The organism is Paenibacillus taichungensis (assembly GCF_013359905.1).
In the GTDB taxonomy this organism is placed as follows: Bacteria; Bacillota; Bacilli; order Paenibacillales; family Paenibacillaceae; genus Paenibacillus; species Paenibacillus taichungensis.
On sequence record NZ_JABMCC010000100.1, the window covers coordinates 260,842 to 286,119 of the forward strand.

Annotated in this window: 18 protein-coding genes and 2 tRNA genes; 16 read left to right on the top strand and 4 right to left on the bottom strand. The window is 45.7% G+C overall.

The genetic code is table 11. From position 1 onward, the window contains the following. Positions 1–92: 92 nt before the first annotated feature. Positions 93–1,937 (bottom strand): asparagine synthase (glutamine-hydrolyzing), encoded by a 1,845-nt coding sequence (gene asnB / locus HP548_RS06340; protein WP_175381190.1) that lies wholly within the window; start codon positions 1,935–1,937, stop codon positions 93–95. Positions 1,938–2,131: 194 nt separating this feature from the next. Here asnB and HP548_RS06345 point away from each other — a divergent pair, with 194 nt between their 5' ends. The 3 genes from HP548_RS06345 (at position 2,132) to HP548_RS33670 (ending at position 3,033) form a co-directional block, all read left to right on the top strand. After that, positions 2,132–2,431 carry a hypothetical protein gene (locus HP548_RS06345; RefSeq protein ID WP_076290800.1) on the top strand — a complete coding sequence of 100 codons (300 nt, stop codon included), beginning with the start codon at positions 2,132–2,134 and terminating at the stop codon, positions 2,429–2,431. Between the two features lie 25 nt (positions 2,432–2,456). Beyond that, the gene (locus HP548_RS06350; protein ID WP_053783121.1) at positions 2,457–2,813 is read left to right on the top strand and encodes a hypothetical protein; all 357 of its coding nucleotides are present in this window, start codon (positions 2,457–2,459) and stop codon (positions 2,811–2,813) included. Positions 2,814–2,904: 91 nt separating this feature from the next. Continuing rightward, positions 2,905–3,033, top strand: coding sequence for a hypothetical protein (locus HP548_RS33670; protein WP_256336669.1), 129 nt, complete (start codon positions 2,905–2,907; stop codon positions 3,031–3,033). Between the two features lie 78 nt (positions 3,034–3,111). On the opposite strand, the gene HP548_RS06355 is transcribed toward HP548_RS33670, so the two are convergent. After that, positions 3,112–3,405: a DUF4870 domain-containing protein gene (locus tag HP548_RS06355; protein WP_053783120.1), complete on the bottom strand. Its 294-nt coding sequence runs from the start codon at positions 3,403–3,405 to the stop codon at positions 3,112–3,114. A gap of 281 nt (positions 3,406–3,686) precedes the next feature. On the opposite strand from HP548_RS06355, the gene HP548_RS06360 reads away from it, so the two are divergent. From HP548_RS06360 to HP548_RS33675, 3 genes are all read left to right on the top strand, one after another. Further along, a tRNA-Arg gene (locus tag HP548_RS06360) sits at positions 3,687–3,760 on the top strand. A 161-nt stretch (positions 3,761–3,921) separates the two neighbouring features. Next, entirely contained in the window at positions 3,922–4,716 is a 795-nt protein-coding gene (locus tag HP548_RS06365) for a class I SAM-dependent methyltransferase (protein WP_246317957.1), read from the top strand. 382 nt (positions 4,717–5,098) lie between these two features. Further along, a complete protein-coding gene (locus tag HP548_RS33675) occupies positions 5,099–9,625 on the top strand; it encodes a S8 family serine peptidase (protein WP_281364809.1) in 4,527 nt (1,508 codons plus the stop codon). Positions 9,626–9,717: 92 nt separating this feature from the next. Here the strand turns inward: HP548_RS33675 and HP548_RS06375 are convergent, their stop codons facing one another. Continuing rightward, positions 9,718–10,953 carry a CynX/NimT family MFS transporter gene (locus HP548_RS06375; RefSeq protein ID WP_163761114.1) on the bottom strand — a complete coding sequence of 412 codons (1,236 nt, stop codon included), beginning with the start codon at positions 10,951–10,953 and terminating at the stop codon, positions 9,718–9,720. Between the two features lie 158 nt (positions 10,954–11,111). After that, positions 11,112–11,185: transfer RNA gene (locus HP548_RS06380), tRNA-Arg, on the bottom strand. Positions 11,186–11,510: 325 nt separating this feature from the next. Between HP548_RS06380 and HP548_RS06385 the strand changes: the two genes are divergently transcribed. From HP548_RS06385 to hemA, 10 genes are all read left to right on the top strand, one after another. Further along, complete coding sequence (locus HP548_RS06385) at positions 11,511–12,353, top strand: hypothetical protein (protein ID WP_099858152.1); 843 nt, start codon at positions 11,511–11,513, stop codon at positions 12,351–12,353. Positions 12,354–12,488: 135 nt separating this feature from the next. Beyond that, positions 12,489–13,829: a trigger factor gene (gene tig, locus HP548_RS06390; RefSeq protein ID WP_076290796.1), complete on the top strand. Its 1,341-nt coding sequence runs from the start codon at positions 12,489–12,491 to the stop codon at positions 13,827–13,829. A gap of 377 nt (positions 13,830–14,206) precedes the next feature. Beyond that, positions 14,207–14,797, top strand: coding sequence for an ATP-dependent Clp endopeptidase proteolytic subunit ClpP (gene clpP / locus HP548_RS06395; protein WP_024633993.1), 591 nt, complete (start codon positions 14,207–14,209; stop codon positions 14,795–14,797). A 12-nt stretch (positions 14,798–14,809) separates the two neighbouring features. After that, positions 14,810–16,063, top strand: coding sequence for an ATP-dependent protease ATP-binding subunit ClpX (clpX, locus tag HP548_RS06400; RefSeq protein ID WP_063566713.1), 1,254 nt, complete (start codon positions 14,810–14,812; stop codon positions 16,061–16,063). Positions 16,064–16,186: 123 nt separating this feature from the next. Then, complete coding sequence (gene ispG / locus HP548_RS06405; protein WP_076290795.1) at positions 16,187–17,284, top strand: flavodoxin-dependent (E)-4-hydroxy-3-methylbut-2-enyl-diphosphate synthase; 1,098 nt, start codon at positions 16,187–16,189, stop codon at positions 17,282–17,284. 169 nt (positions 17,285–17,453) lie between these two features. After that, positions 17,454–19,208 carry an ATP-dependent protease LonB gene (lonB, locus tag HP548_RS06410; RefSeq protein ID WP_175381191.1) on the top strand — a complete coding sequence of 585 codons (1,755 nt, stop codon included), beginning with the start codon at positions 17,454–17,456 and terminating at the stop codon, positions 19,206–19,208. A gap of 86 nt (positions 19,209–19,294) precedes the next feature. After that, positions 19,295–21,634: an endopeptidase La gene (gene lon / locus HP548_RS06415; protein ID WP_076290793.1), complete on the top strand. Its 2,340-nt coding sequence runs from the start codon at positions 19,295–19,297 to the stop codon at positions 21,632–21,634. A 156-nt stretch (positions 21,635–21,790) separates the two neighbouring features. Continuing rightward, the gene (yihA, locus tag HP548_RS06420) at positions 21,791–22,444 is read left to right on the top strand and encodes a ribosome biogenesis GTP-binding protein YihA/YsxC (protein WP_076290792.1); all 654 of its coding nucleotides are present in this window, start codon (positions 21,791–21,793) and stop codon (positions 22,442–22,444) included. Positions 22,445–22,709: 265 nt separating this feature from the next. Further along, positions 22,710–23,300 carry a non-ribosomal peptide synthetase module gene (locus HP548_RS06425; protein WP_076290791.1) on the top strand — a complete coding sequence of 197 codons (591 nt, stop codon included), beginning with the start codon at positions 22,710–22,712 and terminating at the stop codon, positions 23,298–23,300. A 576-nt stretch (positions 23,301–23,876) separates the two neighbouring features. After that, complete coding sequence (gene hemA / locus HP548_RS06430; RefSeq protein ID WP_076290790.1) at positions 23,877–25,265, top strand: glutamyl-tRNA reductase; 1,389 nt, start codon at positions 23,877–23,879, stop codon at positions 25,263–25,265. Positions 25,266–25,278: the final 13 nt, after the last annotated feature.

Here is a 25,278-nt window from a genome sequence, read left to right on the forward strand (position 1 = left end):
CATAATTTAGTCGTGTACGACGAAGGGGTGCCTGATGAACAGCTATTATGCTGTTCATCGGCACCCTTTTACGAATGAAAAGATAGCCTTATTTATCTTATTGCCACTTTGTACGTACGCAACCACGAGTTGATCTGTGTCAGATAAGCAAACAACTGTGGACCGGACATTAACTGTCCAAACCAGGGCAAATTCGATGAAGCATCCGGTGAGGAGGCCAATTTGCGAATTTGATCTTTGTCGATTAATGGCAAGATCGGTGAGCTGGCGTCATCCAGAATATCAAGCACCTGCTGTTTAACGGCAGCAAGATACTGCGGGTTATGTGTTTTCGGGTACGGACTCTTTTTCCGGTACAACACATCGTCAGGCAGAACACCCTCCAGCGCTTTACGCAGAATGCCTTTTTCCCGTCCGCCTGTCATTTTCATGTCCCATGGGACGTTAAATACATATTGAATCAAACGATGATCACAGTAAGGTACCCGAACTTCAAGCCCAGCTCCCATACTCATCCGATCTTTCCGATCCAGTAGTGTAGGCATGAACCGGGTGATGTTCAGATAGGACATGACTCGCATTTGGGCTGCCTTACCGGTCTCCCCATCGAGTAAAGGCACTTCAGCCACAGCATCCGAGTAGCGGTCCGCGAGGTAGTCGAGAGGCCTGATCCATTCGCGAATGTCCGGGGATAACAATCCTGCTCGCATATCAGGCGCAACAGACCATGGGAATGTACCGGAGTTCAGCATTTCTTCCCGATGGAACCATGGATAACCGCCAAATACTTCATCCGCTGCTTCGCCTGAAATGGCAACGGTGGCTCCTTTTTTGATTTCTTTACAGAAGAGATAGAGGGAGGAGTCTACATCTGCCATCCCCGGCAAATCCCGCACAAGCATCGCCTGGGTCAGTGCATGAACCAACTCGCCATTTTCAATCTCAATCCAGTGATGGTCTGTCTTCAGTTCATCTACCATACGCTTAATCCATGGACCATCTGCACCAGGTTGGAAGGAATGGGCCTGAAAATGCTTTGCATTATCCACATAGTCTACAGAATACGTGCTGACCTGACCTTGACCTGTACGGTTATAATAATCCACCGCTAACGCAGATAGAGCACTTGAATCCAATCCTCCCGACAAAAGGGAGCAGACCGGGACGTCTGAAGCTAGCTGCCGTTCTAATGTATCTTGTAGCAGTCTGCGTACTTCGGCAGCTGTCTCTTCCAAATTATGTTCGTGATTCTGACTTTCCAGCTTCCAGTAAGCATAGGTTTTAATCCCGTTTCGGTTGTAGATAAGCGCATGCGCAGGTTTAAGTTCGTTAAGGGAGGAGTATACGCCGTGTCCAGGTGTCCGGGCAGGACCAACAATAAATACTTCTGCCAAGCCTTCAGGGCCTACCGCAGCTTCAACATCCGGGTGGATGAGCAGTGCTTTGGGTTCTGAGCCAAATATGAGTGCATCCTTTGCATGACTGTAGAACAGGGGTTTGACACCCAGCCGATCACGGGCGATAAAAACCTGTTCGCGTCCGCCATCCCATATTGCAAAAGCAAAAATTCCGTTAAACCGGTCAACGCAGGCCGGTCCCCACTCAATATAAGAGGCGAGCAGCACTTCCGTATCACATTGTGTGCGGAAATGGTGTCCGCGCTGGAGCAATTCCTTTTTCAACTCGGGTGCATTGTATAGTTCTCCGTTATACACGACGGTATAGGAGGTGTCTCCCTGTAACGCATGCATGGGCTGTGCCCCGTTCTCCGGGTCCATAACGCTGAGACGCCGATGTCCGAACGCACAAGGATTGGAGATCCATGTACCTGAAGCGTCGGGCCCCCGGTTCGACAAGCTGTCCGTCATCCGGACCAGCAGCTCTGATTCCTGGGTCAAATCCCGATTCCACTGTATGAAGCCGGTTATACCGCACATGGTTTGTTCATCCTTTCTTAGTCGAGTCATTCATCCGTATGGCTGCTTAGTTGCTAACAGCCAGCAAATGTTGTCTTTTTCGTCAGAAGTCGTAACAAATATATGCCGAAAGCAGGCATAAAATGTCTGTCCTCTTCGGAAACTATATCTAGGGACAACGGCCTCAACATGCCTGTGAAGGAGAGAACTTGCAAATGGACAGTATGACCTATTATGTATCTGTCATGGGGCGCTCCGTTATTCCGGACCCGCACGTAACGTCGTATGAATGGGTGATCCAGGCGACGCCTCAGGAGGCGGAACAATTACTGGGACTGCTTAATCTGATGCAGGAAAAAGAGGAAGAGGCCTTTCCAGGAATGGTATTCCCTTGGCCAGATACGCCAGAGGATTCTGTAAACCGTGCATATGAAGCTGTGTTACAGCAGGTGTATCGGGAGATTTATCGCCTAGGAACACCAGAGACCCGATACCAGATTGAACAAAGTACATGAAATGGACAAAGGAGCGAGATAACAAATGTATGCTATTCAGGATGCCAAAATACGCAGATTAACCGAAGTGGATGGATTGTCTTGTGCAGAAGTTGAAGTACAGCCTGGAAATACGGGTGATCCGTCTCTACTTGTATACGTTGCGGCTACCCAGCCAGGGAATTCGCTTGAAGTCGTTCGGATTGTACGCAATCATTCGGATGCAGTCCTGGATTGGTACAATAACAATATGCATACAGCGTTTGAAGATGCCACGGAAACGGCGTTTGAGAACAGTGAAGGCATTGCAGCAGGGGAAGATAAAGCACGGTTTCAGAGTGAGTTACTTGCTTTTGGATTACTGGGACCGACACTTCAACGCTATTTGGTGGGGCAAGGTTAAGGCGGTCGTTCCAACAAATGCCGATAGCTGCAAAGGATAAGCGAAATTACCCGGAGCCATACTATATACAAGTTCCGGGGAGGTGATAGCAATGGCTTCCAAGTTCAAGAAAAACAAAGGGAACCTTTATGCGCATCATACCGAGTTTGCCGAGGAAGTGCTCGCCATTAACAGCAAGCGTCCTGCCCAGAGAAATCCGTGGCGTCAGGGGAACAAGTAACCGGAATGCAGAAACCCGCCCTTCTTTTGAAAGGCGGGTTTTTGAATGTTTATTTTAACTTGGTTGTGGAGCTTGTGGTTAGGCATACTCACGCAGCACTTGAATGCCTTTGACGATATTGTACACAAAACTTAATGCATAAATAACAAAGAAGAGTATTACAAATCCGACAGCGGAACCCAGACTGTGGGCGGTAACGAAGAAATAAAGTAGCGGGATTGCCGCAAGAAACGGGAATATATGCGAGAATAAGGCTCGTTTCGCATGTCCCTCAATATAGTTGTCTTTGGCTACAATCCAAATGATGATGGGAAACAAGAACGGTGCGAAGAAAATACTAAAATAGGATAATGCTGATAAAAGTTGTCTCATAGCGGTTTCTCTCCTTTATTTGGTTCAATTGAATGTATGTATGCAAATGATTACCCAGCAAGTCTCATCCTGAATATGTCTGCCCATTTTAAATGCACTGAGCTTGATATCCTCAATATTGCCTGCTTAAAGCATTCATATTCTGTACCTGTGTTGAGTATGAAAATAATACGTTTAAGCCATGTGGAATGATGCAATTATTAATTTTTTTATAAAACTATTGAAAAATATAGAAATCAGAGTATAATAGGAATCGCGCGGTATTTTTATTATACATATTTGTCTCAGTAGCTCAGCAGGATAGAGCAACGGCCTTCTAAGCCGTCGGTCGGGGGTTCGAATCCCTCCTGGGACGTTAGAAAAAGCTTCCTTCGGGAAGCTTTTTCGCGTACAAGGGATGAGAACCCCGATGGTTCGTCGGAGTTTGGTGATATTTTATAGGTATAAACTATCAAATGTATAGAATTTATATATTTAAATAATAAACCATCTTGTGACACAATGAAGATATCAATCATGAAAGCGATGGTGGTATCCATGCAATCGATTAATCAATGGCAAGCAGATGAGTATGACAACAAACTGGCTTTTGTATCGGGTTACGGCAAAAGTTTAATCTCATGGCTTCAACCTCAAAAAGGGGAGTATATCCTTGACTTGGGATGTGGAACGGGGGATTTGACGTACGAGCTTTCTGTAACGCAGGCTGAGGTAGTTGGCATGGATGCATCACCGGACATGATTCGCCGTGCAAAAGAGAAGTTTCCCAATATCGAGTTTATGGAGGGTGACGGACATCAGTTTGCGACGAACGAGCTCTTTGATGCCGTCTTTTCCAATGCAGCTCTGCATTGGATGCGAAGTCCTCGACTTGTAGTGGATAGTGTATGGAAATCTTTGAAGCCTGGGGGACGTTTTATAGCGGAGTTCGGTGGCAAAGGCAATGTACAGATCATTGTAGATGCATTAGAGGAAGTGTTTGAACGACACACTGGCATTCGTGGATCAGAGCGAAACCCTTGGTATTTCCCGACGATCGGGCAATATAGCAACATTCTGGAACAATGTGGATTTTTGGTGCGACAGGCCTATCACTATGACCGTCCTACCAGATTGGCGGATGGTGAGCAGGGTATAGAGGGGTGGTTGACTCATTTTGGAGGGGACTATTTTGAAGGTTTGAGTCAGGAGCAAATTCAGAAGATCTGTCGTGAAACTAGCCAAATCGTTGTGCCGAAGCTCTGGAAAGAAGATGCAATCTATGCCGATTATAAGCGTCTTCGAATTGAAGCAGTGAAGCCGGGATGTTAAATAGGAAAAAGATGTGTCACTGTTAAATGAATTAATAATATATTTTTCATGAAATCCATCGATCACATATAGGCTGGGAATCTCTTTCAGAATGAAGAGACTCTTGGCCTTTTTTCCTATGTTGTATTTAAAAATTGAATTATTCAATCGACAAATAAATACAAGTTCACATTTTTCTCTTACTCAAGAACTATATAAGTAATTTTTATATCATATTTGTAATTATTTAGAAGGTAAATGTGCTATTTTAGTAGAATAATTTACCAAGGGTCAATCTACTTGCAGATAGGGCGGTGAGTTGTCACAGGTATTGCAGTACTTGTCATTGCAGGACCCAAGCGATTGGTGAGGTACTTTCATATTGAGAAGGAGGGGCATAGCCTTGAATAAACGATTGATATCCATATTGTTAAGTATCCTGATGACTTTTTCTATCATCATGCCAGCGGCCGGAGCCGCTCCTGTAGGTGTACAGCTTGAGAATTCGCTAAGCAAGGCCGAAGCCAAACAATGGCGAGAAATTCTTGCCCAGCGGGAAGGCAAGCTTGCAGCAGATCCATTTTTGGACAAGAGCCTGGAAGGTCTTGGAGGGGAGAATACAAGAGTAATTGTTGAACTCTCCAATAAACCAGTTGCTGTTGCGCAAGGCGAATCTACCCTCTCAGGAAAATCTTTTACCTCCTCTATGGAAACAAAGGCTGTGAATCAAGTCGAGCAACAACAACAGTCATTTGTACATAGCCTCACTCAGAATAAAATCAAACACGTAGTATTGGAAAATTACGCATATGCTCTGAATGGTGTAGCCATTGAACTTAAGGGTAACCAATTGGGGCAATTGCTTCGCATACCGGGCGTTGTCAGTGTATACCCTGACCTTGAAATTAACGTAGCCCCGGAAACTGATGAAGTGAATCCTTATATGAAAGATACCGCACCATTTATTGGCGCCCCTGAAGTATGGAATCTGGGATACAAAGGAAAAGGCGTCAAAGTTGGTGTTATTGATACAGGAATCGATTATGAACATCCTAATTTGCAAGACGCCTACAAAGGTGGATGGGATTTCGTTGAAAATGACAATGATCCTTATGAGACAACACGTGAAGAATGGAAAGGATCTGGCGCCCCTGAATTTAATGCGAATGGAAGCGCCTATTACACATCCCACGGTACTCACGTAGCCGGTACCATTGCTGCTCGTGAAGCAGGGGACTACGGCATTGTCGGGGTTGCACCCGAAGCTGACATCTATGCCTATCGTGTGCTTGGGCCCTACGGAAGTGGTCAAACTTCATGGGTGCTTGGTGGAATTGACCGTTCCGTTGCCGATGGCATGGACGTAATCAATCTCTCGTTGGGTAACGCTGCCAATGATCCAAGTTATATCACTTCAGTTGCACTGAATAATGCCATGCTGTCTGGCGTGACTGCAGTTGTGGCAAGCGGAAATGATGGTCCGAATCGTTATACATTAGGTTCTCCAGGAGCATCTGCTATGGCAATCACTGTAGGTAACTCCACAGGGCCTAGCCAGAGTATAACAGCCAACACGCATTTCTGGATTGGTGAGGAAGGTGAAGGAACGCTTCCTGAAGAACAACCTGTCCCTGAAGTTGAGCCGTCTCCTGAACTGGGTACAGCACCGGGTACGGATACTCCTGAAGTTCCGGCTCAAGGTGAATTATCAACCACACCGGAAGATGTGACAGGTGATGAAGCTTCATCAACAAACGAAGCTGCATTGTCTGAATCAGCATCTGACGATGATACAGCTTTAGATGTGGAAGCCAGCCAATCAGAAGAGGGTGTTCAGCCAGCCTCGCCTTCGGCACCAGTCGAAACCTCTCCAGAGGTTGCACCTGTGAAAGAAGAGCCTGCGATTGCTCCAACTGAAACGGAGCAAAATCCATTGGCTGTTACTGAGTCGGTGTACCGACTTGATGTAATGGGCTGGAGTCTTTCAGCCGATCCGGAATCGGTTTTGACGGATCAATATGATCTTTTATTCGCAGGGTTGGGTAAACCGACCGACTTTGAAGGCAAGGATTTTACAGGCAAAGTGGCTTTTGTACAGCGCGGTGAGCTGGCATTTGTAGAGAAAGTAGCCAATGCCAAAGCTGCTGGTGCAGTTGCTATTATCGTATACAACAATATTCCAGGCCCGATCGGTGTGAGTTTGGGAGATAATTTTGAACTTATTCCAACCTTGAGCATGTCGAAGGAAGATGGAGAAAGTATCAAGGCTGAGCTGGATGCTGGTCAAAGCGTTGAAGTGAGTTTCAGTGACTTCGTTAAAGGTCAAACGGCTGGAGATGAAATGAATCCATCCAGTTCCCGCGGACCAGCCAAGGTGAATCTGGATATCAAACCGGATATAGTTGCACCCGGTACCAGCATTCTGTCTACTGTTCCTGCCTATGGCAAGGACGAGCCTGAAGCAGATTATTCACAGGCTTATGATCGTAAATCAGGTACAAGTATGGCCACGCCTCATGTTGCCGGACTAGTTGCCCTGTTGATTGAAAAGCACAGTGACTGGACACCATTTGATATTAAAGTAGCACTCATGAACAATGGTAAAGTGCTCAACACAACCAATTACGATGTGTTTGATCAAGGTGCAGGGCGTATTCAAGCGGTGAAAACGATTGATCCTGCTGCATTTGTTAAAGTATTGGATGTAACGAAATACACAGAGAATGGCGTGGCTGTCGAGAAACCAAATGTAACGGGTAGTGTCAATTTTGGCAACTTCCTCAGCACGGACGAAAAAACCGTCAGCAAAACGATCAAAGTGGAGTCGCTGAATGGCAGCGGTGGAAACTACACTGTAAGCGTGAATCCGACACGTACAATCCCTGGTGTATCCGTTGCGGTGGACAAGAACTCTTTTACACTGAATGGTGAGGAAGAGTTACAGGTTACTATTACAGTTCCAAAAGGTGTTACTGCGGTAACAGAAGCGCAAGGATACCTTCAGTTGTCTAATGGAACGGACACATTCAGTGTTCCATATGTCGCACATTTCAACCTTACCCTGGCAGGCGTTAAATACATTGAGACTGTATATGGTACAGAGAAGAACCCGTTCCATTATCCATTGAAGTCTGATGGTACGCTGGATACACTCAATGTAGCTATGGAATTCTACAATCCTATGAATTTTGCCCTTATTGAGATCTTTGATGGCCTTAACCCGGATGGTGGCTATTATGGAGATGGATATATTGGATCTATTTTTGGGAACTACTACAATTTTGCTGCCAACACAAGATATAATTTAGCTTGGGATGGACAGTATGCAGACTACACTACCGACGAGGTAACAACTATTCCAGATGGTCTTTATACGGTTGACATCACTACAATCGGTGTTGATGGCAAAACGTATATCGAAGATACTTCTCCATTTTTGGTGAAAAAAGCAGCGCCTGTTGTAACAGCACCAGAAAATTTGGAAGTGGTGCAGGCGGACAAAGAAGCATTGACAGGTAATGTTGATGATCTTTATATCGTAGCCGCTCCAGCGCTAAAAAATGGATGGGATACTGAACTTGATGTAACAGCTTCATTGAAGGCTGGGTACACTGTGAAAGATACAACGAATAAGAAGATTGATGAAGGTGCCTTTGAAGTTGAAACAGACGGCTCATTCACTCTTAGACTCGGCAAGTTGTTAGCTGGGGAGTACATTGTGGAAATGTCCGTTGAAGACTTACAAGGTTTGACTGGAACAGCATCTACATCACTTCTGGTGAAAAAAAATCCTGATCCGGAAGTTCCTAATCCTGGTACACCTTCACCGGGCTCTGGTTCAGGGTCTTCAGGCGGATCGGGTTCTTCCAATTCTTCTCCATCACCTGCACCGACGCCTACAATTAAAGGTGACGCATCTATATCTGAAAAGAAAAACGCTGACGGAACTACACAAGCTACGGCAGCAATTTCCGAAACGGTAATCAATACACAGTTGCAGAATGATAAGAGGGAAATCAAGCTGGATTTATCAAGTGTTGAGTTTGACAAATATAGTCTAGTAGATCTGACAATCAGTAAGGCCACTGCTGATAAAATTCAAGCCTCAGGTAAAAATCTGATTATTGAGGGCAAAACGTTCAATGTGACTATTCCTGCTGCTTCTTTAACGGATTACGTCACAGATACAGGATTCAGCTTGAAGTTGCATGTTGCAGAAGGTAAGGATAGCAAACAAAATGAGAACATTGTTTCTCAAATTGTGTCTATTGATCTTGATGCTGACAAATTCAAGCACAATATTGGGCTTACTTTGAAGTATGATGTGAAGTCTGTAAAAGACGTACGTAAAGTTATTGCTTATCATCAGACAACAACAGATACTTGGCAGCCTGCATCTTTGTCCAATGCGTCTCAAAAAGGACAATTGGAATTCAATGTAACACAACCAGGTTCTTATGTTGTTGTAGAAAATGCTGTAACTTTTGGAGACATCAACAGCCACTGGGCTAAAGATGAAATTGAAGTTATAGCCTCTCAACAAATTGCTAAAGGTATTAGTGCTAGCACATTCTCACCGAATAGTACCATTACTCATGCAGAATTTGCGACGTTGCTAGATCGCATTTTCGAAACGGGAACCGATTGGGAAACACGTAGTAAAGAAGTGAATGCACAGGACCAATTGACACGCGAAAATATGGTTTTGATGATTGCAGATGCTTTGGAAATAAAACAAGGAGTAACATCCATTGGATTCAAAGATGAAAATCAAATTTCAGATGGAGCGAAATCAGCTGTTCATTTTGCTGTAGAGAATGGTTTGGTAAAAGGTATGTCTGGCAACAAGTTTGCTCCAAAAGCTACATCAACTCGTGCTCAAGTATCTGTCGTTCTATACCGTCTACTTGAATATCTGGATAAGCTTTAATAACTATTCTGATCACGTGTGTGAGTTTTTCAAAAAAAGAGACCTTTCCATTGGAAAGGTCTCTTTGCTTATATAATGGAAGGGCCTACTCATCATGAACCAATCAAACGGTTGGCACTTGCTTTCAATCCCATGAAAAGTAACAGAACAGCAAGTGTAACTTGCAAAAGCAAGGGAAGGGTCCATCCTTGTGTCCAATCATGAAGCACGCCGAACAGCAACGGCCCGACGGCTGCCAGCATATACCCAAAGGATTGAGCCATACCTGAAAGTCCCGCAGCCTGTCTTGCATCAGACGTACGCAGTACAAAAAACATGGTTACAAGTCCGAACGAAGCCCCGGCTCCAACGCCGGCCAAAGCAACACCGACGGTTACGAGAGAGGAGATGCCGCTCAAAAGGAATGCGTACCCCAGAATCAGACATGAACCTGTAATTGCTGTCAGCCCACGTTGATCTTTCATTCGTCCAGCCAGAATGGGAACGATGAACGTTACCGGAACACTAACCATTTGCATCAGGGATAACATCCAGCCCGCTGAAGAGGAACTGAAACCCTGATCAGATAGAACCTCTGGCAGCCAGGTAATTGTAGTGTAAAAAATTAAAGATTGCAGTCCCATGAACAATGTGACATACCAGGCTAAGGAAGATGTAATAAGGCGAACCGGTTTCGCTTCCGTTTTCGAAGCCACGTAAACTTCGCCGCGACGTCCAGAACGGACGTGAGGCAGCCAGAGAATGAGGGCCAAAATGGACAGTATAGCCCACATGCCGAGTGAAGCATGCCAACCCATGGAGGTTAAGCCTGCCGCAGGAACGCTGATTCCTGAGGCGATAGCGCCCCATATATTCATGGACACAGAATAAAGTCCGGTAACGAGCCCCACTCGCAATGGGAAATCCCTTTTGATTAGACTGGGCAGCAATACGTTGCTCAGGGCAATGCCACATCCAAGGATCGCTGTTCCTGCAAAGAGAACGGGTACAGAGGGCATAAACCGGAGGGATACGCCTATGGTCACGAGGATTATGGCAGTTAACAGAGCGGTTTCTAGTCCGAATCTTCGCGCCAATTGTGGAGCGAACGGAGAGATTGCCGCGAAGGCAAGCAAAGGAAGAGAGGTGAGTAAGCCTGCCAATGTATGACTTATTCCTGTATCTGTACGGATCAGTTCCACAATGGGACCTGTTGCCGTAATAGGTGAACGCATTGTTGCTGCGATAACGATAATGCCTGCCAGCAAGAGCCCAAGTTTCATGGATGCTGACGATGAATTATCGACTGCAGAGCGGTCAGGTGAGTTTTGACGTAAAGATGATGGCATGGTAAATCTCCTATAGTTTATTTGTCTAATATGTATACTTTGATACATACATATACATAAACAAGCATAACATCCCGTGTCAACATCAGCCGATTAACGTATTCAATCATCCCCAGAACGCAAAAAAATGCTTCCCGAAGGAAGCATTTCTTTAATTACGTCCCAGGAGGGATTCGAACCCCCGACCGACGCCTTAGAAGGGCGTTGCTCTATCCAGCTGAGCTACTGAGACATGAAATTTTTCAAGCAAAATTGATTTTATCATAAATAATGATGAATATCAAACATTTTATTTTAATATATTTTTCGTATATGATATTTGGCGGCAGTAACGTTTTTTTCATTATAATTAAGGTTATGTTAGAATATCAGAAGAACTCAAAAAATAGATCGACTTTCGTTTAATATACATCTATTTATGGTTGATTGCGACTGGAGATTCAGGATACAGAGGAGGTGCTCCTATTAAGGAATCCACGACCCCGGAAACCGAGCACAGTAACAATATCGTGCTGTTTCCTAAGACGCTGGACTATTACCAGATTCAATTGACGGTTATGCTAGAAAATGAACGATATGGTGAAGCGATGGACCTGCTTCGCTTTTTGCTGCAATGCCAAGGGCAGGAAGAACGGCATTACGACGAATGGCGAGCCCTGCTCGAATGGCTTGAAGCTGCATTCCCTCATTATGGGGAAGATTTACCCGAGGTTCGTGAAGAGCGTGAGGAAGAGGAAATCAGCGAAGAGGACATGGCACGTCAACATGCCCGATCCAAGCTTGAGCAGGATGACGGCTATGCGGATAAACTGCTTCGTACCGTGATGGAGGAACCTTTATCTGAACAAACGATGCTGGCGCTGGAGCAGCTTGCATATCTCGATCGGCCAGAAATTGATGATTCGCTTACCGGTTGGCTCAAAGACAAGACGCTGCATCCTTTACTTCAGTTCCGTGTGCTTCAGACATTACGACGCCGAGGTGTTCAAGGCATTATTGCGTTTACTCGTGGGGAAGAGCCGGTTGAAGTGGAGATTGATACGGTTCCGCTGAGACCTGAGGATTTCCCGATTCAGATCGTTCAGATTCTTGAAAGAGTGGCAGATCAGACGGAGGTTCATGAACCTACGCTCTTTTATTTTGCACAAGAACTATGGATTCAATATGTCATGGCCGTGTATGGAACCCGTGATTACCTGTCCATGCTGGAAGAAAATGATTCCATGACAGATATATGGGCAGCTGCTCTACATATGACCGTTGCAGACAGTCTGGGCGGTTCGCATGACGAGGAAGATACTCGCTCAATGTATGCTGTGACAGGGGCGATGCGCTTTCGTCTGGAGCAAGCATATCGATCGATGAAGCAGTTTGTTTCTGCCGGTTTGGATGGTCAATAGGACCCGGAAACGTTTTCCTCAAACCGTATCAAGGGATTCCCCTTGAAAAAGAATCTAATCTTGTTTATACTAAAATGGTTATTTTGTACGTGATTGCCTACGTGAACATGCGAATTTTGGAGGGGAAAGTATACAATGAAAGCAACTTGGGAAAAGATAGAGAAGAACCTTGGGGTTCTTGAGGTTGAAGTGGGTGCAGATCGTGTAACTGCAGCACTCGACAAAGCTTTTAATAAAGTAGTTAAACAAGCAAACGTACCTGGATTCCGTAAAGGTAAAGTTCCACGTTCGATCTTCGAAGCTCGTTTTGGTGTGGAAAGCTTGTATCAAGAAGCAATTGACATTTTGCTTCCTGAAGCTTACACAGAAGCAATCGACCAAACGGATATCTTCCCGGTTGATCGTCCTGACGTAGACGTCGAGCAATTCGCTAAAGGACAAGTATTCAAGTTCAAAGCGAAAGTAACCGTTAAACCTGAAGTTACACTGGGTGACTACAAAGGCGTTGAAGTTGCTGTAGCCAAACATGAAGTAACGGATGTAGAAGTGACTGAAGAGCTCGAGCGTCTTCAACAACGTCACGCAGAACTCGTTGTTATCGACGAAGGCGCTGCACAAAACGGCGACGTTGCTGTAATCGACTTTGACGGTTCCGTTGATGGTGTACCGTTCGAAGGCGGACAAGCTGAGCGTTATTCCCTGGAACTTGGTTCCAACACATTCATCCCAGGATTTGAAGAGCAGGTTGTGGGTCTTTCCACAGGCGACTTCAAAGACGTTGAAGTAACTTTCCCAGAGAGCTACCATGCAGCTGAACTGGCTGGCAAAAAAGCGGTATTCAAAGTGAAAGTACATGAAATCAAACGTAAACAACTTCCTGAACTGGATGACGAGTTTGCAAAAGATGTTAGCGAATTCGATACGCTTGAAGAGTACAAAGCTGACCTGAAAACGCAATTGGAATCCCGCAAAGCAGATGAAGCCAAAGCAGCTCAAGAAAATGCTGTTGTAGAAAAAGTGGCTGAAAATGCTGAAGTGGATATTCCTTCTGCAATGATTGACAGCGAAGTACAAAACATGATGCGTGATTTCGACAACCGTCTGCGCAACCAAGGTATGAACCTGGAAATGTTCCTGAGCTTCTCTGGTCAAACACAAGCTGACCTGAGAGGACAAATGCAGGAAGATGCTTCCAAACGTGTTCGTAACAACCTGGTTCTTGAAGCAGTTGGTAAAGCGGAAAACATCGAAGTGTCTGACGAAGAAGTTAACCAAGAACTCGAAAAAATGGCTGAGTCTTACAAGCGTCCTGCTGAAGAGATTCGTGGCATTCTCGAGGGTAATGGTTCCCTGGACAGCCTTCGTGACGAAGTGAAACTGCGTAAAACGATCGATGTTCTCGTTGAGAACAGCAAAGTCGTTGAAGCTGTTGAAGCTCCAGCTGAAGAAGTTGCTGCAGAAGCTGACGAAAAATAAGACAAGCTGTTATGTAATGAACAGCTGAATAAACGATAAGGCACGTGAATCATTGCGTGCCTTATTTTTAAATTATGGCATCCATTTTATAGAGGATTCAGTAATAATATGGATGGATTTCGTTGTGGCATTGGTTATGCACATTCAACGTTCTATGGTTCTCCTGCAAATAAAAAAAAGGTGAAACGGCATAGGATTGCTCCGATTTGCACATACATAGAAAACATGGTTAAATATGATCAGGCAAAAAAGTAAACTCACTCTGTCTTGACACCACTTGTGAAAAATGACATTGTCACAGGAACGTGTTAGAATGAATTTGGGTTTGCTTTACAGGTAGCCTATGTCTAATTACATGTAGAAAAGAGGTTGGTCTCATGAGTCTGGTGCCAATGGTTGTTGAACAAACCAATCGAGGCGAGCGGTCTTACGATATATATTCGCGTTTGCTGAAGGATCGCATTATCTTTTTAACCAGTGCGATTGATGACGATGTAGCCAATCTTGTCATAGCGCAGCTTTTGTTTTTGGCAGCCGACGATCCTGAGAAGGATATCAGCTTGTACATTAATTCACCTGGTGGTTCTGTCACCGCAGGGATGGGTATATACGATACGATGCAATATATCAAGCCGGATGTATCGACCATTTGCGTAGGTATGGCAGCAAGCATGGGCTCGTTATTGCTGACAGCCGGTGCTCCTGGCAAACGATATGCGCTGACTAACAGCGAAGTGATGATTCATCAGCCGCTTGGCGGCGTTCAAGGACAGGCTGCGGATATCAAAATTCACGCAGAATGGATTATTAAAACACGTCAGAAACTGAATCAAATATACGTCGATCGTACAGGTCAACCCCTTGAGAAAATCGAGCGGGACACAGACCGTGACTTTTTCATGAGTGCTGAAGAAGCCAAAACGTACGGCATTATTGACCAGGTGCTCAGCAGACCGATCAATTCCTAAAGGGGTGGTTTCATGTTTAAATTTAACGATGAGAAAGGGCAATTGAAATGCTCTTTTTGCGGTAAATCTCAGGAACAGGTGCGCAAGCTGGTCGCTGGACCGGGCGTTTACATTTGTGATGAATGTATCGAACTGTGCACTGAAATCGTAGAGGAAGAGCTCGGTCATGACGAAGAACTGGACCTCAAAGATATTCCAAAACCGAAAGAAATCCGCGACATTCTTGACCAGTACGTCATTGGACAGGATCAGGCGAAGAAGTCTTTGTCTGTAGCGGTTTACAATCACTATAAACGGATCAACACACAAAGCAAGATTGAGGACGTTGAATTGCAAAAAAGTAACATTTTGCTGTTAGGACCTACGGGTTCTGGTAAAACGTTGCTTGCGCAAACGATGGCCAAAATCCTTAATGTTCCTTTTGCTATTGCTGATGCAACTTCATTGACTGAAGCAGGTTATGTCGGCGAAGATGTAGAGAACATTCTGCTCAAGCTGATTCAAGCTGCTGATTATGATGTGGAAAAAGCAGAGCGCGGCATTATTTATATCGATGAAATTGATAAAGTAGCGCGTAAATCCGAGAACCCATCCATTACACGTGATGTATCGGGTGAAGGTGTTCAACAAGCGCTCCTGAAAATCCTGGAAGGAACTGTAGCTTCTGTACCGCCACAAGGTGGTCGTAAGCATCCACATCAGGAATTCATCCAGATTGATACCACCAACATCTTGTTTATTTGTGGCGGTGCCTTTGATGGTCTCGAGCAAATGATCAAACGCCGGATCGGTAAAAAAGTCATCGGCTTTAACACCGTTGCGGAACAAAAAGATCTTAAACCAGGTGAATATCTGGGTATGGTATTGCCGGAAGACTTGCTGAAATTCGGTCTGATTCCGGAGTTTGTAGGCCGTTTGCCAGTTATCTCCACTTTGGAGCCTCTGGACGAAGATACATTGGTACGGATTCTGTCCGAGCCAAAAAATGCGCTTACGAAACAATACCAAAAATTGCTTGAACTGGATAATGTAAATCTGGTGTTTGAACCAGGAGCATTACTGGCGATTGCGAAGGAAGCCATTAAACGTAACACGGGTGCACGTGGTCTGCGCGCAATCATCGAGGGCATTATGCTTGAGATTATGTACGAAGTACCTTCCCGTGATGATGTTACGAACTGTGTCATTACCGAAGAAGTCGTTGAGAAGAGAGTCGTGCCTGAACTAAGCCAATCCAAGGACGACAAGCAGGAAGAAAGTGCCTAACTAAAGGTTAATATTCCGTTTCAACACTGAAATATAGACTTGTCAGTTCTCCACTCCTGGCAGAAGGCGAATTCATGTCTCTGTCAGGGTGGAGCTTTGACGTTGTGGGGAGAGAAATCACTCATGTTTTTAAGACAAGATACACGACCCGTAAAAGTGGGTAACTTAACGATTGGTGGCAGCAACGAAGTCATCATCCAGAGCATGTGTACAACGAAAACGGCAGACGTTGAGGCGACCGTGGCAGAGATTTTGCGTTTGGAAGAAGCAGGATGCCAAGTGGTGCGTGTAACAGTGAACAATGAGGAAGCTGCAGCAGCCATCAAGGAAATCAAAAAACGGATTAATATTCCGCTCGTAGCGGACATCCATTTTAATTATAAACTGGCGCTCCTTGCGATTGAGAACGGCATCGATAAAGTACGGATTAATCCCGGCAATATCGGTAAACGTGCAAAAGTAGAGGAAGTCGTCAAAGCTTGTAAAGAGAAGGGTATTCCGATTCGAATCGGGGTAAACGCAGGATCTCTGGAAAACCATTTGCTTGAGAAATATGGTTACCCAACAGCTGATGCTATGGTAGAAAGTGCACTTTATCACATTGGTATTTTGGAAGAATTGGATTTCCATGATATCATCGTGTCTCTCAAAGCATCGGATGTGCCGATGGCGATTGAGGCGTATACCAAAGCAGCTCAAATCATTCCGTATCCGTTGCATCTGGGGATTACCGAGGCGGGTACATTGTTCTCGGGTACAATTAAAAGTTCTGCCGGTATGGGTGCTTTGTTATCGATGGGTATTGGTTCGACGATGCGGATATCGCTTAGTGCAGACCCGGTTGAGGAAATCAAGGTCGCTCGTGACCTGCTCAAAACCTTTGGTCTAATTTCCAATGCAGCTACGCTGATTTCCTGTCCTACCTGTGGGCGTTTGGATATCGATCTGTTCTCCATTGCGAATGAAGTGGAAGAGTATATCTCCAAACTCAAGGTGCCGATCAAAGTATCGGTGTTGGGTTGTGCCGTTAACGGTCCGGGTGAAGCCAAGGAAGCGGATATCGGTATTGCCGGTGCACGTGGAGAAGGCTTGTTGTTCCGTCATGGTAAAATGATCCGTAAAGTTCCGGAAGAAATCATGGTTGAGGAATTGAAAAAAGAGATCGACAAAATCGTGGAGTCCTATGAAACGACAGGCGTTATTCCTGGTCGCTCGCACTGATTGATTTATATATCGTTATGTAACAGTCCGTCATCATTGACGGGCTGTTTTTTGTTCTCAAACATACAATTTCCTGATCACCCGTTTACGTCTCGGTGAAAAGGCTATACTACCAAGTATTAGCATGATCTCATATGAGAATAGGGATAGAACAGGAGGATGTTGAGACATGGAATTTGGTATGGTCATAATGATGATTCAGTTATTTTTTGGTGTGGTGATCGGTTTGTATTTCTGGAATTTGCTTCGTGGTCAGAAAACGAATCGCGGTGCGGTTGAACGTGAATCACGCAAGGAACTGGAGAAGCTGCGGAAGTTGCGCTCCATTTCACTCACCAAGCCCCTGTCAGAGAAGACACGTCCGGCAACCATTAATGACATTGTAGGGCAAAAAGACGGACTTCGCGCCCTTAAAGCCGCACTATGCAGTGCTAATCCTCAGCATGTCATTATATATGGACCTCCAGGAGTAGGTAAAACAGCTGCGGCAAGGGTGGTTTTGGAAGAAGCCAAAAAGAATCCGTCATCTCCCTTCAAGGCCGATGCCAAATTCACGGAACTCGACGCCACGACGGCGCGTTTTGATGAACGTGGTATTGCTGACCCATTGATTGGTTCAGTGCATGATCCGATCTATCAGGGAGCAGGAGCGATGGGCGTAGCTGGTATTCCTCAGCCGAAACCCGGTGCCGTTACGAAAGCGCATGGAGGGATGCTTTTTATTGATGAGATTGGTGAATTGCATTCCATCCAGATGAATAAACTGCTGAAAGTGTTGGAGGACCGCAAGGTCTTTTTGGAAAGTGCGTACTATAACTCAGAAGACACGCATACTCCTGCTTATATCCACGATATTTTTCAAAATGGTCTGCCAGCCGATTTTCGTCTGGTCGGAGCGACGACCCGTTCGCCCCATGAACTGCCTCCAGCCTTGCGCTCGCGGTGCATGGAGGTCTATTTCCGTCCATTGCTGCCCGAAGAGATTGGGCAAATCGCGGAAGATGCCGTTCAGAAAATCGGATTCAGTCCGTGTCCAGAAGCAGTGGATGTGGTTAAGCGCTATGCAACCAATGGTCGTGAAGCGGTGAATATCATTCAGCTCGCTGCTGGGCTGGCTTTGACTGAAAAACGTGAAACGTTGCAGGCTTCGGATGTGGAATGGGTTGCTGGCAGCAGCCAGATTCAGCCCAGACCAGATCGCAAGGTGCCTTTGCGGCCGCAGATCGGTTTTGTGAATGGCTTGGCCGTATATGGACCGAATATGGGCACCATTCTGGAGATCGAAGTATCCGCTGTTCCGGCTCTTCGAGATCAGGGACGAATTAACATCACGGGAGTTGTGGATGAAGAAGAGATTGGAGGCGGTTCGCGCACACTCCGGCGAAAAAGCATGGCTAAAGGCTCGGTTGAAAATGTGTTAACCGTATTAAAGGCCATGGGTATTCGTCCTAACGATTATGATTTACACGTCAACTTTCCAGGTGGAACGCCAATTGATGGCCCATCTGCCGGGATTGCTATGGCGACAGCCATTACATCAGCCATCCAGGGGCGTCCGATTGACCATGAGACAGCGATGACTGGCGAGATCAGTATTCATGGCCGGGTAAAACCGATCGGCGGTGTACTCGCCAAAGTGGAGGCTGCATTCCAGGCGGGTGCGAAGACGGTCATTATTCCGGCAGAGAACTGGCAGTCCATCTTTGAAAATCTGGATGGCTTACGTGTTATCCCGGTCGATACTGTTGAAGACGTATTCCGAGAAGTATTTGACTGGGTGCCCAATGAGGAGCAAGCCAAACAAATCAACCTTGCGGAGGAGACATCGACACCGGCACCGGAGATTTTCCCACCGGCATCCGCATCCTATTTGCGTGCTGACTTGCCCCGTCCAGGACAGGTTACAGATTCGGGAAGCTGCTAAGCGCTTCCCTTCATTGGTTTTTTATGTGAACATTTGATAGAATAATGAATGACTACAACCTGAGAGCCATTGGAGGTGCGAAAGCGATGGGACCGAGCAAAGCGAAAGGTCGTCGTTTTCCTTTACTGCCTTTAAGAGGACTTCTCGTCTACCCGAGTATGGTACTGCATCTCGATGTGGGCCGGGAGAAATCGGTCAAGGCTTTAGAAAAAGCGATGGTAGAAGAACATTTGATTCTCCTATGTTCCCAAGCCGAGGTAAATATTGAAGAACCAACACAAGAGGACATTTTCAGAATCGGAACCGTTGCCAAGGTCAGACAGATGCTGAAACTTCCAAACGGGACGATTCGTGTACTTGTGGAAGGCTTGGAACGGGCTGAAATCATTGAATATACGGACAACGAGGAATACTATGAGGTTCTGGCTCAAGAGCTTCCTGAAGAGGAGAACAGTCATCCGGAAACGGATGCGCTGATGCGTACAGTTCTGAACCAGTTCGAAAATTATATTAATCTGTCCAAAAAAGTTACACCTGAGACACTTGCGGCTGTGTCCGATATTGAAGAACCAGGGCGCTTGGCCGATGTTATCACCAGTCACCTGTCTTTGAAGATCAAGGACAAACAGGAGATTTTGGAGACCATCGACGTTCGTGAACGGCTGGAGAAGCTGCTGGACATCCTGAACAATGAGCGGGAAGTGCTGGAGCTTGAACGTAAGATCAGTCAGCGCGTGAAGAAACAGATGGAGAAAACCCAGAAAGAATATTATCTGCGTGAGCAGATGAAGGCGATTCAAAAAGAGCTGGGTGAGAAAGAAGGCCGTGCCGGGGAAGTTGAGGAACTCCGAAATCAAATGGAGGCTCTTGACTTGCCGGACAAGGTGAAGGAAAAGGTTGAGAAAGAAATTGATCGTCTGGAGAAAATGCCATCAAGTTCTGCCGAAGGTGGCGTTATCCGCAACTATGTGGATTGGCTGCTCGGACTGCCTTGGACGCAGATGACAGCCGACGATCTGGATATTCAAAAGGCTGAAGATGTGCTAAATGCAGATCACTACGGTTTGGAAAAACCGAAAGAACGTGTACTTGAATATCTGGCTGTTCAGAAGCTGGTGAAAAAGCTAAAAGGACCGATCCTCTGTCTGGTTGGACCTCCAGGGGTCGGGAAAACGTCACTTGCCCGCTCTATCGCCAGATCCCTTGGACGCGAATTCGTCAGAATATCGCTGGGGGGCGTGCGAGATGAAGCAGAAATTCGCGGTCATCGTCGCACCTATGTGGGTGCAATGCCAGGACGTATCATTCAGGGCATGAAGACGGCGGGTTCACTCAATCCGGTGTTCCTGCTGGATGAGATCGATAAAATGGCTTCGGACTTCCGCGGAGACCCTTCCGCAGCGTTGCTCGAAGTTCTTGATCCCGAACAGAACAACACGTTCAGTGATCACTTTGTAGAGTTGCCGTTTGACTTATCTAACGTTATGTTTATTACAACTGCCAACACAGTGCATAACATTCCGCGTCCGCTTCTGGACCGGATGGAGATGCTCAATATTCCGGGATATACCGAACTGGAGAAGCTGCAAATCGCCAAAAACTATTTGCTGCCGAAACAGAAACAGGACCATGGCCTGGAAGAAGATCAGCTGAATATCGGGGATGACAGCTTGCTGCGTGTCATTCGTGAATATACACGAGAGTCCGGCGTACGGAATCTGGAACAGCAGATGGCTTCGTTGTGTCGGAAAGCGGCCAAAAACATCGTGTCTGGTGTAGAAGGTCAGATTAACATTACACCAGATGAAGTGAAGGATTACCTTGGTCCGGGTAAATTCCGCTATGGTATGGCCGAACTGGAAGATCAGATTGGTACGGTGACGGGACTAGCGTGGACTGAAGTGGGTGGAGATACCCTCGTGATCGAGGTTACCGTTGTACCTGGTACAGGCAAGCTGACGTTGACGGGTAAACTGGGCGATGTCATGAAGGAATCGGCTCAGGCGGCATTCAGCTACACCCGATCCAAAGCTGCACAGCTTGGCATTCCGTCCGACTTCCACGAGAAGAACGATATCCATATCCACGTTCCGGAAGGAGCCATTCCGAAGGATGGACCATCTGCCGGAATTACGATGGCGACTGCGTTGATCTCTGCTCTAACAAACAAACATGTCTCCAAGGACATTGCCATGACTGGCGAAATAACGCTTCGTGGTCGTGTGTTGCCGATCGGCGGACTTAAGGAAAAATCACTGGCGGCTCACCGTGCCGGTTACAAAAAAATATTATTGCCCAAGGATAACGAACGGGACCTGCGGGATATTCCAGACAGCATCAAAGAAGATGTGGAATTTGTTCCTGTAGCTCATATGGATCAGGTGCTGCAACATGCGCTTGTGGAACAGGCAGGAATTCACCTGTAGTCCGTTAAACGAGGGATCGTATGAAGAGTAAACCGTTCTGCGGAAGCTTTGGCGTCCGCTGGAACGGTTTTTTTGGTATGATAGAACAATCCATGGCATAATACCAACAGCAGCTCTAAGTAAGAGCACAGGAGTTAAAGAGAGGACAGATACATTATGAAAGTAAATCAATCCGAATTTATTATCAGTGCCGTTCGGCCTGAACAATACCCCGAGGACGGCCTGCCCGAGATTGCCTTGGCGGGGCGGTCCAATGTAGGGAAATCATCTTTGATCAACCGTTTGATTAATCGCAAAAACTTGGCGCGGACAAGTTCTACCCCTGGTAAGACACAGCAACTGAACTATTATAAGATCAATCAGGATCTCTACTTCGTCGATTTCCCGGGATATGGCTACGCTAAAGTTTCCAAAGAGCAACGCTTTGCCTGGGGCAAAATGATGGAGAAGTACTTGTTGGGACGCGAGGAATTGAAACTGGTCATGCAGATGGTGGATATGAGACATGAGCCGTCCAAGGATGACAAGATGATGAATGAGTGGCTCCGCCATCATGGCTTGCCTCTGGTAGTGGTTGCGACGAAGATGGACAAGATTCCAAAAACGCGTAGAGCCAAACATATTAAAGTCATCAAAGAAGCTTTGGATCTTCGTCCTGGCGATCTGTTTGTACCGTTTTCATCGGAAGAAGGTTTAGGTAAAGAAGAGTTATGGGAGATCATCACTCGCTTTGCCGGAATCGGTCAAGAAACAGTGGAAGAAGAGTCACAGGCTGAGAAAAATCACGAAGACAACGAAATTAACGGATAACCGGGGATTACGCCATTTGATGTAGGAAAGCGAGCAACTGGGGTGGATCTTTGATTCGATCAAGGATTAATCCATATTTTATGGATTTTCGTGAACATTCATTGTTTTATTTTGGGGCGAAATAGCTATACGGTAGTGTATAATGAGTATAGGTGCATTTGTGCCAACAGTACCAAAGTAGCGGCCTTGCCGACCTGAAGAATTTTGAGATCACTGCCACAAGTGCAGGAAGACAAAACAATCGGGAAAGAATTGAGGAGATTTTATGGCTCAGCGATTAGCCACAGAGTATGTTAAAGCCACTTTGAAATTGTCAGAACCCCAGATGCATCAGTTTTTACGCATGACAGAAGATGGCCGGATTCATCAACGAGTGAAGGTGATGGAGAATGGCTGCCAGGAAATTGTGCTCGTGGATGTGAGTGGAGAAGAAGTTCATTTCCCTTTTGACCGTAGGGAAGGGTTTTACATCTGTGAGTTATCTTGCCGCCTGGTAAACCATTATCTGACGAACGTAGTTCGGAAGCTCTTTATGACCTTTAAGGGTGATGGCGTTGTTCATCGCATTTATGAGGAGTTCACCATGACGTATGTTTATACTCAGGGCGTTGTCCGTAAAATTGTGGAGCAGACCGGCGAGAATACCCGTGTCATCTACGAATACAAAAATACGTTGCTTGAATTGCAACGTGTGTTCCAGGCTCGAGATATTGAACGCGAGATAAACAGGTTATACGCCGAAGTTGATTCGTTACTCGATTCAAGATTGGATGCATCTACTTCTGATCAAGTTCAGCAGATTGATGAAAAGCTTGCGCGCCACCAGAAACGGCTGTTTGAGCTTGAAGCCTACTGACTCAAAAGAGTGAATTATACAAGTATCTAACTAACCATCCCCTAATGCTCTGATCTGGCATATTCCAGGCAGAAGCGAAAGGGGATTTCTTGATTTTGGGAGCTTGATGGACACGAATCTTTTATTTTTTGATCTTCCTAAAAGGGGTTGCATTCCCTTTGGATAGATGTTATTTTTAATCTCGAATTGCAAATGGAGTTACCAGAAATGAAACCAAATGAAATGTTATACATGATTTAATTCGACAGCATGAATAATGTTCACATATCGGGATGGAACGAAGATCATCCCAAACCTGAATAGTCATGGAGCCATCCATGGCTATTTGTTTTATATGGGATTTTCCTGAATCTTTATCATTAAAACAAGTATTTAACGCATAACGGTGAAGATTGGTGAGACACTACAATAAATGACAATGCATAAGATGATTTACATGGGGATTTCATAAACATTTCATAAAAATGGCCCAGTCATACTATGGATGTGTGATATAATTAACCATGTCAATCATAAATGGATGAACATATGTAGAAAACACTTTGATTGGAAATTTATTAGGCAGGTGAACTTGCAATGCACATCGTTGTCGTTGGTTTGAATTATCGCACGGCGCCTGTAGAGGTTAGGGAACGATTCACATTTGCAGAAAAGGACTTGTCTGAAGCGCTGCAGCAGCTCAAGCTGACCAAGAGTGTATTGGAAGGTGTAATCGTAGCCACATGTAACCGTACCGAGTTGTATGTTGTGGTAGACCGTCTTCACATGTGTGGTTATTTTATTCGGACGTTCATGGAACAATGGTTTAATGTTCCGCGGGAAGAATTTACGCAACACTTATATATATATGAAGATGATCAAGCCATGCGCCATTTGTTCCGTGTCATTTGTGGGCTGGACTCAATGGTTATTGGCGAGACTCAGATTCTTGGACAGGTGAAACAGGCTTTTTTCAAAGCACAGGAAGAGAAAGCTACGGGGACCTGGTTTAACATGCTGTTCAAACAGGCTGTTACATTGGGCAAACGGGCTCATTCGGAGACTTCGATCGGAGAGAGTGCGGTATCTGTAAGTTATGCTGCTGTAGAACTAGGCAAGCGTATCTTTGGTATGTTCACGGATAAGAAGGTGCTGATTCTGGGTGCCGGCAAAATGAGTGAACTTACAGTAAAACACCTGTATACCAACGGAGCCTCCGAAGTCATTGTGGCGAATCGGACACTTGCGCGTGCTGAGGAATTGGCAGCGAAGTTTCGGGGGACCCCTTGTACGATGGAACAGGCACTAGAACGACTGAACGAGGTTGATATTGTCATCAGTTCGACGGGGGCCGAAAGATATGTACTGGATGCCACTGTTGTTCGGGAGAGCATGAAGCGTCGTCAATCGCGTCCACTGTTCCTCATTGATATTGCTGTTCCACGGGATATTGATCCGGCAATCGGCGAGTTATCCAATGTATTCCTTTATGATATTGATGATTTGGAAGGAATCGTGGAGAGCAATCTGGAGATGCGTAAGGTAGAAGCTGCTAAGATCGAGAAAATGATTGAACTTGAGATGGAAGATTATTATCAATGGCTCAAAACCTTGGGCGTTCGTCCTGTCATTCGGGCATTGCAGGAAAAAGGTGCTTCCATTCATGAAGAGACGATGGATAGTCTGTTTAATAAATTGCCTGAACTGGATGAACATCAACGTAAAGTTATCCGCCGTCTGACGAAAAGCATCGTCAATCAAATGACGACAGATCCGATTAACCGGATTAAGGAAATGGCGGGTACCAAGCACGGTGATGAAGCGCTGCGCATGTTTACTCAGATCTTTGCTCTGGAGGATGCAGTAGAGGTGGCCGCTGAGAAAGTAAGTCAGAGTGATGCGACGGCTCTGCGCAAACCGGATGCCGTTCATCTTAACGATTCCCGGCAAGACCCCGTGCCGGCTTATGCTCCGGCAGGCGTATAAGGCGGGTGGGCAG